A 13,057-nucleotide genomic window follows, 5' to 3' on the forward strand; every position below is an offset into this window, starting at 1 on the left:
TGGAGAAGACGCTAGCAGTTCAGAAATCGCAGGCCAACCGCAACACGTAGCGCCATGATTAGCAGCACTGCACAACGCTAGCAGTTCAGAAATCGCAGGCCAACCGCAACTAAATCATCTGTGCAGCGAGGCACCAACCAACGCTAGCAGTTCAGAAATCGCAGGCCAACCGCAACAAGCCGCTCGCAGCGCGTATACGCCTCTGTACGCTAGCAGTTCAGAAATCGCAGGCCAACCGCAACCGCAGGCTCCGCACGTCAGCGTCATCAAGAACGCTAGCAGTTCAGAAATCGCAGGCCAACCGCAACTGAGTTCAACGGGATCGATCCATCGGCGGTACGCTAGCAGTTCAGAAATCGCAGGCCAACCGCAACGAAATATGTCAACTCGCGCTCTATTCCGATACGTTAGCAGTTCAGAAATCGCAGGCCAACCGCAACTGAACCTGCTTGTTGCCGCGATCGCGGATCACGCTAGCAGTTCAGAAATCGCAGGCCAACCGCAACGGCGTCGCCAATGACACCCTTTATACCTCGACGCTAGCAGTTCAGAAATCGCAGGCCAACCGCAACTGGTGGCCGCATTGGTCGATAAGCGATGCTACGCTAGCAGTTCAGAAATCGCAGGCCAACCGCAACAATGAACCGCCCCGGGTTTGCCGGAGGCCGTTTGGTTTAAGTTATGCCGCCATGGCCGATTGTTCCAGCATGGCGTAGTAGCGTTGCTCGGCTTCGGCGGGCGGGATGTTTCCGATGGGCTCCAAGAGCCGTCGGTTGTTGAACCAATCGACCCATTCCAGCGTTGCGAACTCGACGGCCTCGAAGCTACGCCACGGTCCGCGTCGGTGGATCACCTCAGCTTTGTAGAGGCCGTTGATGGTTTCGGCGAGAGCATTATCGTAGGAATCGCCGACACTGCCGACAGACGGCTCGATGCCAGCTTCAGCCAGGCGCTCGGTGTACTTGATGGATACGTACTGACTTCCTCTGTCGCTGTGGTGTACGAGCCCGCCGCGATGGACCGGCCGTCGATCGTGCAGGGCTTGCTCCAGCGCATCGAGCACGAAGCCGGCGTGCGCCGAACGTGATGCCCGCCAGCCGACGATCCTGCGGGCATAGGCGTCGATGACGAAGGCGACATAGATGAAGCCGGTCCAGGTGGCAACATAGGTGAAGTCGGAGAGCCAAAGCGCATTCGGCCTCGACGCCTTGAACTGGCGGTTGACGTGATCCAGCGGGCATGGCGCCGCCTTGTCGCCGATCGTGGTCCTGACCGACTTGCCGCGGATAACACCGTGCAAGCCCATGGTCCGCATCAATCGTGACACCGTACAACGGGCGATATCGAAGCCTTCGCGCTTGAGTTGCCGCCAGATCTTGCGCACGCCATAGACGCGGAAGTTCTCATCGAAGACGCGCCGGACCTCGATCTTCAGGATGACATCCTGCCTGGCGCGCGCCGACAGCTTGGCGGGATCACGCCGTTTGGCGACATGGGCATGATAGGTCGAGGGGGCGATCGACAGAACCTTGCAGATCGGCTCGACCCCATGCGCCGCGCGATGATCGTCGATGAAGGCGATCATGGCTTGGACCGGCGGTCGAGCTCCGCCGTCGCAAAATAAGCGCTTGCCTTGCGCAGAATCTCATTGGCTTGCCGAAGCTCGCGGTTCTCACGCTCAAGCGCCTTCAGCTTCTCCGCCACGTCCGTTGGGACGCCTGCTCGCTTGCCGCTGTCGATCTCCGCCTTCTTCACCCATTCCAGCAGGGTATGGCCGGAACAGCCAATCTTGGGGGCTATCGCCTCAATCGCAGCCCAGCGGGACGGATACTCGCTGCCGTGATCCAAAACCATTCGAACCGCTCGGGCCCGAACCTCCGGTGAAAACTTGTTCGTCGTCTTGCTTGTCATGGCTCCATCCTCTCAGGAGTTGGAGCCTCCGGCAAACCCGGGGCGGTTCACAAGGACGCGTCGAGGACGCGTCAGAGCCAAACGCTAGCAGTTCAGAAATCGCAGGCCAACCGCAACCTGGCTCAGATGTTTACAAATTCGCGTTCAACGCTAGCAGTTCAGAAATCGCAGGCCAACCGCAACGCTGCGTGCTGCATCATGATGCCGCTGCCTACGCTAGCAGTTCAGAAATCGCAGGCCAACCGCAACTGGCGCTTATGGAACCCGTCAAAATCGGCCACGCTAGCAGTTCAGAAATCGCAGGCCAACCGCAACGTCTCTTGCTCGCACTGTAGGCCGATGCTCACGCTAGCAGTTCAGAAATCGCAGGCCAACCGCAACGGGTGGACCGACGCGACGGAAAATGGCTGGACGCTAGCAGTTCAGAAATCGCAGGCCAACCGCAACGCGTCGTGGCGTGGGGGAATTCCAGCGTCGACGCTAGCAGTTCAGAAATCGCAGGCCAACCGCAACAGATTGGGCTGGCTGACGCGCGCGACCTTGACGCTAGCAGTTCAGAAATCGCAGGCCAACCGCAACTTGGCGGGGGTCTTCGGCAGGCGCGGATCGACGCTAGCAGTTCAGAAATCGCAGGCCAACCGCAACGCGTCGTGGCGTGGGATAATTCCAGCGTCGACGCTAGCAGTTCAGAAATCGCAGGCCAACCGCAACAGTAGATCGCGACCACCTTGCCGTAGGCGTACGCTAGCAGTTCAGAAATCGCAGGCCAACCGCAACTCGGTTTCCATCCGGTCCCACACAAGGTCCACGCTAGCAGTTCAGAAATCGCAGGCCAACCGCAACTGCATGAGCTCGCCTGGCATCTGATTTGCGACGCTAGCAGTTCAGAAATCGCAGGCCAACCGCAACATCTGGAAGTGAACTGACATTTCGTAGACTACGCTAGCAGTTCAGAAATCGCAGGCCAACCGCAACTGCGGCGGACATCAAGCCTTGGACTGTACGACGCTAGCAGTTCAGAAATCGCAGGCCAACCGCAACGCCTTCTCGACATCACTGAGCTGCCATAACACGCTAGCAGTTCAGAAATCGCAGGCCAACCGCAACCGCGGCGTGCTGGTGCCCGCCCTGGAGAATACGCTAGCAGTTCAGAAATCGCAGGCCAACCGCAACTGAAACCCGTTGCAGGGCATTTGATTTTCGACGCTAGCAGTTCAGAAATCGCAGGCCAACCGCAACGCCTTGTGCGCGAGATCGCGCACCGCGCCAACGCTAGCAGTTCAGAAATCGCAGGCCAACCGCAACACGCATCAATGACCCATTGTATAGCCGTGTTACGCTAGCAGTTCAGAAATCGCAGGCCAACCGCAACAACGCGAAGCCCATTGACAGGGATGACTGCACGCTAGCAGTTCAGAAATCGCAGGCCAACCGCAACTGAAGCGGTTCGCTGTCGCTTTGGCGAAGAACGCTAGCAGTTCAGAAATCGCAGGCCAACCGCAACGGGTACGGGACCTTGAAGTCGGCAGTCGTCACGCTAGCAGTTCAGAAATCGCAGGCCAACCGCAACAACCTAACTAAGGATGCGCCCTCTCCTAAAACGCTAGCAGTTCAGAAATCGCAGGCCAACCGCAACTGAAACCCGTTGCAGGGCATTTGATTTTCGACGCTAGCAGTTCAGAAATCGCAGGCCAACCGCAACTGGTTCTCTTTCGCTGCTTGTTTGCCTGTAACGCTAGCAGTTCAGAAATCGCAGGCCAACCGCAACGCCGTGGCGTCGTACTCAGGGCCGATCGGAACGCTAGCAGTTCAGAAATCGCAGGCCAACCGCAACAAGAACGCTTTTATCGGGCGGTTTGCGGACGGAATGAAATCTTGACCTGTGGTTCGTCCCAGTTGCATGGATTATCCATGACAACTTCGATAGGGATTGTATTTCTCGCAGCGTTGGTGACGGCAATCGCCACCGGATTAGGTGCGTTACCGTTTCTGTTTATCAAGCAGATGAGCCGGCGGTGGCTGGGAGTATCCAATGGGATTGCCGCAGGTCTTATGCTCGGTGCGAGCCATGCGCTGATTATAGAGGGAAGTGCGATCCACGCACCATGGACTGTTGCGGGACTCGTGATCGGTGCTTTGCTGGTTGCTGCGAGCTTTCATCTGCTACAGGGTCGCAGTGATCTCCACGTCGGTGAACTCAGAGGAGCTGGCGCCAGCAAAGCTGCATTGATCGTTGCAGTCATGACGCTGCACTCGATGGCCGAGGGAATTGGCGTAGGCGTATCATTCGGCGGAGACGAAGAGCTTGCGACTTTTGTCACGGGAGCGATTGCCGTTCACAATATACCGGAAGGCCTGGCGATTAGCTTGGTGCTTATTCCGCAGGGCGTGCGCGTGTGGAAGTCAGCGGCTTGGAGTATTTTCTCCAGCATGCCTCAACCTCTATTTGCGGTTCCCGCCTTCATGTTCGTTGCCGCTTTCGAGCCGTTCCTTCCTTTTGGCCTTGGCTTTGCGGCGGGCGCGATGATCTGGGTGGCCGTCGGAGAACTTCTATCGGACGCGTTCAACGACGCGCCTCACTCATATGTTGCCACATCGGTTCTGTTTGGTCTTGCAGCCATGATGACCTTTCAGATTCTTCTCAAAAGCTGATTTCTCCCGTTCCTGATTCCTGAGGTGCGCGCTTCAACTCTTTCACGTCTAGAGAATCTGGTCCGGCTGCAAGCGTGGGCAATGAACGGTGCGAAGACGCGCGGCCGGCAGAAAGCCATCGTTGCTTCGACGCGCCGTCTCGTCCGATGGTACTTGGCGTGACGGGCTGCGCAAAAGACAGCTCGCCGGGAACTACAGCCTCCTTTCATCAAATCGCAACATTCAAAATTGAAAACATGGACGCGACAAGGACACGCGATACGATTATCATGTTCTCGATCGGAAAAATTGCTTGCTCCAGAAGATTGCCTGGCTTGAATAAATAATGGTGTTTCCCCGCGTCCATGGCCAACTCATAGCCGAGGCCGAATACGGCCCGCCCGTCGTGAGGGATTGCGAGACGCTATCCATTTCTGGGGACGCTGTCTCGGACCGTCACGTCATGACAACCGAGCGGATAAGGCGTCCACTTGTCGATCCGCGCCAGGAGGCTTCGCCGGGCGCGGCTCCGTGCGCGCTGCGGCACGGCGAGGCAAGCGCTTCGCCGCTACGGATACTCTTGTCCGAGGGATCGAGCACGTCGGCGCGGGAGGCGATCACGGTTCTCGGAATGCAGGGGCATCATGTCGAGGTTTGCGATCCAAATCCGTGCTGCCTCGGACGCTTTTCGCGGCTCGTGCGGCGGTTTCATCGCTGTCCAGGCTTGGGTATCGATCCCGTCGGGTATGTCACCTTCCTACTGGAAATCCTCGCGAGGCGACGGTTCGACATTCTGCTGCCGATCCACGAGCAAGGATACGTGCTTTCGAAAACGCGCGAGGCGATCGAAAATCACGTTGCCGTCGCGCTGCCGTCGCACGCCGCGTATCAGAAGGCGCATAGTAAAGCTTCCTTTAGCCGCCTCCTGAGCGTCCTCGACCTGCCGCAGCCGCGCACGCTCCTCTTCAGGACGCGCGAGGACGTGGCCGCGCTCGATTGTTTTCCGTTGATGCTGAAAGCTGCGACCGGTACGGCGAGCAGGGCGGTGTGGCTGGTGAAGAAGCCGCACGAGCTTGCTGCCGCGGTCGAGGAGCTTGCGCGGGACGGCGCGTTCGCCGGCGACATCGTCGCGCAGGAGTTCATCGACGCTCCGGTGGAGCACGCGCAGGCGGTGTTCAGCCACGGGCGACTCTTGGGCATGCACGCCTATCGGCAGATTGCCCGCGGCGCGGGTGGCGGCGATGCGGTGAAGGAAAGCGTCCACCGCCCGCTCGTGCGCGAACATCTGACGCGCATTGGCGAACACCTCAACTGGCACGGCGCCCTGTCGGTGGATTATCTGGCCTTGGGCGAGAACGACGTCCGCTACATCGACTGCAATCCGCGCTTGGTCGAGCCGATGAACGCACTGCTTGCCGGCCACGACCTGTTGAACCTGCTTCTGCAGGTGACACGGGGAGCCTCGCCGGAGCCGCTGGCTCCGTGCCGCGCCGGCGTGCGCACGCATCTTGCTCTGCAAGCCCTGCTCGGATGCGCCATGCGGACGCGGTCGCGGCTGGAACTCTTGCGCGAATGCCGGCGTTTGCTAATGCGAACAGGGATTTACGAGGGCAGCGAGGAGGAACTGACGCCGCTGCGCATCGATTGGCCCAGTGTCATTCCCACCGTGGTCGCCGCCGCTTGGCTGCTGATCCGGCCCAAGGCGGCGGAGCAACTGGCGAACAAGGGGTGGGGGAGCCATCTGTTGAACTCGGAGAGTATCCGGATCATTGAAGGTTGGAATGGCTCGCCAGCGTAGTAGTTTTTCTTACCGAGGATCGAGCCCTCTTGGAGCAGCGGACGTGAAATCCATAACCCTGCAACCTCGCGTTAAAGCGACGCCGGCCAGCCGTCGCCGCGTCCTGGTCACAGGCGGAAATGGATTCATTGGGCAGCACCTTGTGGCGGCGCTTCACCGGCGGCATGAGGTGGTCCGCGTCCTGGATCTTCAACCGCCGCCGTCCGGACCTCTGTCGGAGTTCGTCCAAGGGACGATCCTGGATCCGCACGACGTGCGGTGCGCGCTGGACGGCGTGGATACCGTATATCACCTGGCTGCGATTTCGCACCTGTGGACGGCGAACCCCGCCGACTTCGAGCGCGTGAACCAACACGGTACCGAGCTCATGCTCGCGGCGGCACGCGAGAAAGGGGTGCGCAACATCGTCCACTGCTCCACCGAAGCGATCCTGTTTCCGTACCGCAGAGGCGAGACCAAAAGGCCGCAACGCGTCGAAGACATGCCGGGCCCCTATACGCGATCGAAATTCATGGCCGAGCAAGTCGCGCGCGAGGCAGCAGCCGACGGATTGCGCGTCGTTATCGCCAATCCAACCGTTCCAATCGGGCCCGGCGATCACAATTTTACCGAGCCGACGCGGATGCTCGAATTGTTCGCGCGCAAATCGCCGCCGCTGGTGCTTGACTCGATACTGAACCTCGTAGACGTGCGGGACGTCGCAACCGGCCTCATCCTGGCCGGAGACCGCGGCCGGACTGGCGAGCGCTATATCCTCGGCGGCGAGAACGTCAGCGTGTGCGAGCTCGCTCGCAGAGTCGGCAGCCTCTGCAACCGCAGTACCAACGCCCACCTTTTGCCGGGTCCCGTGGCGCTCGCGATCGGTGCGGCGTCCGAATGGTTTGAAGGTCAGGTGATCCACCGCACACCCCGCGTTTCAATCGAGGCGGTGCGCATCGCGCTGCACTCGATCCCGCTGGACACGCGCAAGGCGGAGATTGAGCTTGGCTATCTGCCCCATCCGATCGATGATGCGCTCGCCGACGCTGTCGCCTGGCTGACGCGCCGCGAGGACGTGGTTCGATCGCGGGTGCCCGCCTAAGCCGGTCGGCTGGCAGCCGACATGATGCGGGTGCCGTGTCGCGGAGGCATGTTGTTTGCGCTGCGTCTGCTCGCTCCGGCTTCTCCGCCGGAATGCATGGTCCATCGCCGTTCGGTGAGGAGGGCCTACCGGTATCGAAAACACACGACTTGACCACGACTCCAGCGCGGGCAGAAAAGGCCGAGGCGACAAAGGCATCCGCGCAGGGTGCGGTTATTTGCCCTACTTGATCTTTCAAATGTAAAGTAAGATACATTACGAAATGTAAAGTAGGGTACATTGAGCCGGGAGAGCGAGCCTGATCACCTCCACGCAAACGCGTGCTGCCCGCGCCTTGCCCGGCATCGACCAGCAGAAACTGGCCCGGATGTCCTGCGTTTTAAAGGCCCCAATTCATCGGGCGGAGGCCAGCGAGGTGAGCCCGCCCCGGGTCATCGACACCCTCACCAGAGTTATCGGGAAAGTTATCGAGGCGTCTGAGTGCGCCAAAATTAATTTGATCGGCGAGAATGTAAGAAGCGAGGGGGTGGACGTAGGGTCCGCTTCCGGCGCCCAGCCGCATCATCAGGCGATAACGCCTTCTCACAAAAAGCAAAAATTACGGGCCGGCGACCGCCGGCCCCGGGATGATCCCTCCACTCAAGCGGCATGAATAAAGGGATGGCTATGGCTGCGCGATCCGTTGAACCGACCTTCGTTGAAGCATTTACACCCAAGCTGGTTACGGTACTCCGGGAAGGTTACCGGGTCAGGGATTTCCGCGCGGATGTTCTCGCCGGTCTAACCGTTGCCATCGTGGCGATTCCGCTCTCCATGGCGATCGCCATCGCCTCCGGCGTGACCCCGGACCGTGGTTTGTACACCGCGATCATCGGCGGGTTCATCGTCTCGCTTCTTGGTGGTAGCCGCTTTCAGATCGGCGGCCCTGCGGGCGCATTCATCGTTCTTGTGGCGACGACCGTCGGGCTTCACGGCGTGGAGGGCCTGCTTCTTGCCACCCTCATTGCGGGCGTCATCCAGCTCACGGTCGGACTGCTGAGGCTCGGGACCTTCATCAAGTATATTCCCTTTCCGGTGACGATCGGGTTCACGGCAGGCATCTCCGTGATTATATTTGCCAGCCAACTCACAGAATTACTGGGTCTCACGCTAGCGGGAAAAGAGCCGGGCGAACTGATCCCCAAGCTGATGGCCATCGGCGAAGCGTTGCCTACCATAAACGCGGCGGCGGTTGCCGTCTCCATCCCGACGATCGGGTTGATTGTCGCGATACGCTACTTCCGCCCCCACTGGCCCGCGATGCTGATGTCGGTTGGCGTTGCCGCGGTCGCGGCCTGGTTGATCGGCCTGCCGGTGGAGACCATCGGCACCCGTTTCGGTGGCATTCCCCAAACGCTGCCAGCCCCCATTCTTCCCGTGATCTCGCTAGAGAAGATTCAGGAGGTGCTGCCCGCCGCCCTGTCTTTCGCGCTGCTGGGGTCTATCGAGAGCCTGCTATCGGCGGTGGTGGCCGATTCTATGAGCGGGCAGCGACACCGTTCCAACTGTGAGCTTGTGGCGCAGGGTATCGCCAACATCGCGTCTCCCCTCTTTGGCGGCTTTTGTGTAACGGGCACCATCGCCCGCACCGCGACGAATGTGCGCTCCGGCGCACATGGCCCGGTCGCGGGCATGCTGCATGCCGTGTTTCTGCTGCTGTTCATGCTCGTCGCCGCACCGCTCGCTTCGTACATCCCGCTGGCCGCGCTCGGAGCCGTGCTGGCCGTGGTCGCGTGGAACATGGCCGAAAGGCACGCATTCGCAATGCTTATACGCGCCTCGCGCAGCGACGCGGTCGTATTGCTAACTACGTTCCTGGTGGTGATCTTCCGTGGTCTCATGGAAGGCATTCTTGTCGGATTCGGGATTGGTGCGCTCCTGTTCCTGCATCGCATGGCGCAGATGGTGGAAGTCAAGAACGCGCGTCCGCTGATCGACGAGGATGAAGGGGACGGCGTCAATGGCAACGGCCGTGAGGCGCAGGATGTCGACCTTGCCACTCATCCCGATGTAGCCGTTCACCGGATTTCCGGGGCGTTCTTTTTCGGGGCGGCGGCGAATGTCGGCACGGCGCTTGATGGCATTGGCGACCATCAGAAAGCCTACGTCATCGATTTCTCGGCCGTGCCGGTGATCGATTCCTCGGGAGCCGCAACGATCGAGGGCTTCGTGCACAAAACGCATCGCCGGGGGGCGCCCGTCTACATTGCCGGGGCGTCTCCCGCGATCCGGCGAACGCTTCTAGTTCACGGCGTGAAGCCGCCTTACGTGCGGTTTCGCAGCGATCTCGCTGAAGCCGTCAAGGCCGCGCATAACAGGGTCGCGCATAACAGGGCCGCGCATGGCAAGATGGAGCAAAGCGGGATAGCGCGGCGCGACGCGGCCGCGGAGGAAGAAGAGGAGGAGGCGCTGACGTGAGCAGCCTATCGGGAGATAGGAACGGCTGCGACCCCGAAAGGCACCGTGCCAGATATCTTGCGTGCCAGCAAAAAGGAACACGCTAAAGCAGCGTAACAAACAAACCCCGCTCCGGCGGGGTTTTCTCTTTTACGGAACGAAGTAAGCTCCGAGGTGATTACAGGATCACTCAATTGCTTTCGTTGATCAATTGGTTATTCCACGCTGGCGCAAGTCCGTTATAGCGTTTTCGAGCGAAGTGGTTCGCGTGAAGAAAACGCGTCAAAACGTAAAGATAGGGACTTTCACCGTTTCCATGAAGCGGTGAAAGTCTCTAGGTTGCATACTTGCGGATTACAACTTGAATGTTTTTTACAAAAAATCACGAAGGTGATTGATGAACTTGGTGGTTCGCGTTCCTGGCGGTGATGAATTGTTTATCGCGCGGGCTGGTCACTCGGCTATCGAGACCGAAAGCCGAGATCTAAAAACCATTGAGAAAGAAGATGATACGCAGGATCGGGTTTCACCTTACAGAAGGTGCCGCTTCGGAATGTTGATCTGGGACATGAGCGTCCGGGAACCTCACCCTGCGCGTATCCGGTTTCGATAGCTACGCAGAATCTCCCGTTACGGACGTAACCGGTAGTGCAGGTTCCACTTTCAGTGAGATAGATATTCTCAGCCACAGCTGGCGTCACAGACATCAAAACAGCAAGGGCAATAACCGTCTTCATGTCGCGCTCACTCAAGGCCCAAAAGCGCCGTCCGGTGCTGGGCATCGCCATCCCTCTTAATTGCTCGTGCGCCCACGAGGGACGTCACACTGGATTCGCATAAAGTACAACAACGTCGTGCTTCACTAGTAACCAATAATGGTTGGGGGAGAACCACTCATGAGAGCGGATCAATTGAGCGAAGAGCAGGTTCGGAACTTGACCCAATACGCCGACCTCATGGAGGACGTTGCCGATTCCGCGGCCGGTGATTCCAACTGGCTCAGCTACGTCATCGAAAAGCATTGGGATGGTATCGGCGCCGCAAACGGCGACGCCTGGATTGCGTAAGGTGCGATGACAGCGCAAGCGGAATGGGCTTTGCCCGATCTTTGGTCAAGCTTTGGCGGGATAGAGTGTTTATTTTCGTTCAAAGGGTGACCGATGGCAAAGCGTGTAACCAAGACCAAATCCTGTAAGGATCGGGAGCGATTGGGAGTTTTGCGGGTCAAGGATCATCGTCAGATCGAGGAGCGTATTCTGAGATTGCTTGATCGATACGAAGCCTCGCCAGAGACGGATAAACGTTGGCTTGATATTGGAAGATCGTGCATCGAGCAGGGGTTCATGGCGATCAACCGGGCTGTTTTCGAGCAAAAGCGAGCTGAGTTGCCAGAGGATTGATCGATGATCAGATCCCGCTTAGCCAGATTGGTTTGGCCGAACAATTCGCGCGGGACGTAGAAGTTCGTCAGGCGAAGCTGGCTTGCCGCTTCACAGTCGATGTCCCGGCGCCGGCAGCACCATCCGCTTGTTGAGTCCGTTGCGCGTCGTGTTCAGGCGTGGGCTGCCTTCGGCTGATGCTGGTCCTGTTGTGACCTCTTCGATCTTCGCGCTGAAGAACACGGCCGGTGGCTTCGAAGTGGCAGAAACCCAATAAACTGGTGCCGGCGGAGAGGATCGAACTCCCGACCTTCGGTTTACAAAACCGCTGCACTACCGCTGTGCTACGCCGGCTTAGAGCCCCTTGCCTCCGATGAAAACAGAAGCGAGGCTCTATAATCTTGATTTGACGCGCTTTCTCCATGCGGGACTGGAGTCCATCCTCGGGGCCCGAGGATAGGCTTCGCTCGAAAACGCTATAGGACACGACAATAAACCAAAACGAATGCAGACAACAGCGGCGTAGGTGCGACTGACGCCACCGCCGTGTACGAAGCCTGCTTGGGACGGCACTTGGGTATCGTCAATATTTGGTCCACGTCAATATCGCTGGACTCCGTGTTAACGATTCGATGGCGGGATTGCTCGCATTTGAACCTCGGCGCATCCCGACCCGTTAGCCTTACCGAAAGTTTCGGCGCCAGCCTTAACCCCTGGCGGTGTTGGTTCGACTAGGGTCTACGGCGAACCGGAGTCCTGTGATGCGTATCGGACTTGTGCTGGCCTTTTTGATCGGGACGTCGTGGACGGCTCTGGCCGACAGCGGTCCGGTGTTTGTGCTTCCGGGACATCCCGGCGTCCCCATCATCATCAATGGTGTCGATATCTCCTATGCCGTAGTCGAGGGTGATTGGGGGCTTTCTCGGAGGATACAACCGCAGCCGACGGTCTACGGCGGACGCTACATCGATTCCGAACCGTATGTGGGTCACTATTATCCGAGTTTTGGTCGTTCGCCGGGTTACGGCCGCCTCGAAATCGAACCGCCACGCAATCGCAAGCTGCCGCGGCCGGCTGAAAACTTTCGTCAGTCGTGGTCTGCCCGTTCCAATCCGACGCCTGCGCAATCCGACATCCCGCAGATGCCGCCTCCGGTGATCCTCGCGCCCCGGATCGGGCCTTCGGGTTCGCCTCCAGGCTTTCGTTGAAATCAGAAAACACGACCTGAATAGAACAAAGAAAACAGCGGGAGAGAGTCATGCGTCAAATGATTTCCGGAATGGTCGCGGCTGCGGCCATCGTGACAGCAAGCATCGCGCCCGCGATGGCATGCGGAGGGTTGTTTACGGGTGGATGCGCTCCGTGCCTGTCGTACGGCTACTGCGCGTGGGGTTTTGACCCAGGTTATTACGGCGCAGGTTATGGCTTCGCCGGCTTTGAGCGCCTGCCGTCTCCGACGCAATATTACTATGTCAATCAAGGGCCAGCCTTCAGCGGTCCTGGCAACTTCGCGCCGGTGCCGACCTATCAGGAAAGCGCCGTTGCCGGATGGAATGCCTACAGCCGTCCTTATTTCTATCCTTACGACGGCGGCCGCTATGCCCACGCCATGCATCACTACTATGACGGCGCGCCCGCGACCGGCCCGGTCGTGTACAGCTATCGCTGGAATCATACCCGGCATTACGGTCATGCCTCGCGCCATGGCAATCGCGCCGCCCTTCCGCGCGTGATTTACGGATCGGGGCATCATCATGGCTACCGTCATTCGGCGGGGTATCATCAGCGCTGAACGGCGCGCCTGAAAACAAACGCTTTGCC

The 13,057-nt window shown here is 59.1% G+C and carries 9 protein-coding genes, 1 tRNA gene, 2 CRISPR repeat arrays and 1 other annotated feature (1 of these 13 only partly in view); of the genes, 8 read left to right on the forward strand and 2 right to left on the reverse strand.

What is annotated here, in order from left to right; all coding sequences use genetic code 11:
- A CRISPR array of direct repeats spans positions 1 to 638; the repeat unit is 36 nt; unit sequence ACGCTAGCAGTTCAGAAATCGCAGGCCAACCGCAAC (it extends 190 nt beyond the left edge of the window).
- 41 nt (positions 639 to 679) lie between these two features.
- Positions 680 to 1,911 (reverse strand): IS3 family transposase gene (locus NB311A_RS06995; protein ID WP_086008680.1). Its coding sequence is split into 2 segments (ribosomal slippage): positions 680 to 1,620 and positions 1,620 to 1,911, totalling 1,233 coding nucleotides; the frame shifts between segments, so codons are not numbered across the junction.
- Positions 1,511 to 1,627, reverse strand: a sequence feature (AL1L pseudoknot). Its footprint overlaps the gene before it by 117 nt.
- Before the next feature lie 81 nt (positions 1,912 to 1,992).
- Positions 1,993 to 3,745: a CRISPR direct-repeat array (repeat unit 36 nt; unit sequence ACGCTAGCAGTTCAGAAATCGCAGGCCAACCGCAAC).
- A gap of 77 nt (positions 3,746 to 3,822) precedes the next feature.
- Between NB311A_RS06995 and NB311A_RS07005 the strand changes: the two genes are divergently transcribed.
- The 6 genes from NB311A_RS07005 (at position 3,823) to NB311A_RS07030 (ending at position 11,257) form a co-directional block, all read left to right on the forward strand.
- Entirely contained in the window at positions 3,823 to 4,563 is a 741-nt protein-coding gene (locus NB311A_RS07005) for a ZIP family metal transporter (RefSeq protein ID WP_009797802.1), read from the forward strand.
- A 442-nt stretch (positions 4,564 to 5,005) separates the two neighbouring features.
- The gene (locus tag NB311A_RS07010; RefSeq protein ID WP_009797804.1) at positions 5,006 to 6,340 is read left to right on the forward strand and encodes an ATP-grasp domain-containing protein; all 1,335 of its coding nucleotides are present in this window, start codon (positions 5,006 to 5,008) and stop codon (positions 6,338 to 6,340) included.
- 43 nt (positions 6,341 to 6,383) lie between these two features.
- Positions 6,384 to 7,421, forward strand: coding sequence for an NAD-dependent epimerase/dehydratase family protein (locus tag NB311A_RS07015; RefSeq protein WP_009797805.1), 1,038 nt, complete (start codon positions 6,384 to 6,386; stop codon positions 7,419 to 7,421).
- Positions 7,422 to 8,087: 666 nt separating this feature from the next.
- Positions 8,088 to 9,878 carry a SulP family inorganic anion transporter gene (locus tag NB311A_RS07025; protein WP_009797807.1) on the forward strand — a complete coding sequence of 597 codons (1,791 nt, stop codon included), beginning with the start codon at positions 8,088 to 8,090 and terminating at the stop codon, positions 9,876 to 9,878.
- A gap of 875 nt (positions 9,879 to 10,753) precedes the next feature.
- Positions 10,754 to 10,924 carry a hypothetical protein gene (locus tag NB311A_RS21870; RefSeq protein ID WP_009797808.1) on the forward strand — a complete coding sequence of 57 codons (171 nt, stop codon included), beginning with the start codon at positions 10,754 to 10,756 and terminating at the stop codon, positions 10,922 to 10,924.
- A 93-nt stretch (positions 10,925 to 11,017) separates the two neighbouring features.
- Entirely contained in the window at positions 11,018 to 11,257 is a 240-nt protein-coding gene (locus tag NB311A_RS07030) for a hypothetical protein (protein WP_009797809.1), read from the forward strand.
- A 258-nt stretch (positions 11,258 to 11,515) separates the two neighbouring features.
- Here NB311A_RS07030 and NB311A_RS07035 read toward each other — a convergent pair.
- Positions 11,516 to 11,590 (reverse strand) — tRNA-Thr (locus NB311A_RS07035).
- 407 nt (positions 11,591 to 11,997) lie between these two features.
- Here NB311A_RS07035 and NB311A_RS07040 point away from each other — a divergent pair.
- Positions 11,998 to 12,444: a hypothetical protein gene (locus tag NB311A_RS07040; RefSeq protein WP_009797811.1), complete on the forward strand. Its 447-nt coding sequence runs from the start codon at positions 11,998 to 12,000 to the stop codon at positions 12,442 to 12,444.
- A gap of 50 nt (positions 12,445 to 12,494) precedes the next feature.
- On the forward strand, positions 12,495 to 13,028 hold the full coding sequence (locus NB311A_RS07045; protein WP_040674215.1) for a hypothetical protein: 534 nt from the start codon (positions 12,495 to 12,497) through the stop codon (positions 13,026 to 13,028).
- Positions 13,029 to 13,057 lie beyond the last annotated feature (29 nt).

Origin of the sequence: Nitrobacter sp. Nb-311A (genome assembly GCF_000152905.1) — a bacterium.
Classification (GTDB): Bacteria; Pseudomonadota; Alphaproteobacteria; order Rhizobiales; family Xanthobacteraceae; genus Nitrobacter.

Bases quoted from the DNA above. Each gene is read 5' to 3' on its own strand.
- NB311A_RS07005 (WP_009797802.1), top strand. From the start codon at position 3,823: ATGACAACTTCGATAGGGATTGTATTTCTCGCAGCGTTGGTGACGGCA.
- NB311A_RS07010 (WP_009797804.1), top strand. From the start codon at position 5,006: ATGACAACCGAGCGGATAAGGCGTCCACTTGTCGATCCGCGCCAGGAG.
- NB311A_RS07025 (WP_009797807.1), top strand. From the start codon at position 8,088: ATGGCTGCGCGATCCGTTGAACCGACCTTCGTTGAAGCATTTACACCC.
- NB311A_RS21870 (WP_009797808.1), top strand. From the start codon at position 10,754: ATGAGAGCGGATCAATTGAGCGAAGAGCAGGTTCGGAACTTGACCCAA.
- NB311A_RS07030 (WP_009797809.1), top strand. From the start codon at position 11,018: ATGGCAAAGCGTGTAACCAAGACCAAATCCTGTAAGGATCGGGAGCGA.
- NB311A_RS07040 (WP_009797811.1), top strand. From the start codon at position 11,998: ATGCGTATCGGACTTGTGCTGGCCTTTTTGATCGGGACGTCGTGGACG.
- NB311A_RS07045 (WP_040674215.1), top strand. From the start codon at position 12,495: ATGCGTCAAATGATTTCCGGAATGGTCGCGGCTGCGGCCATCGTGACA.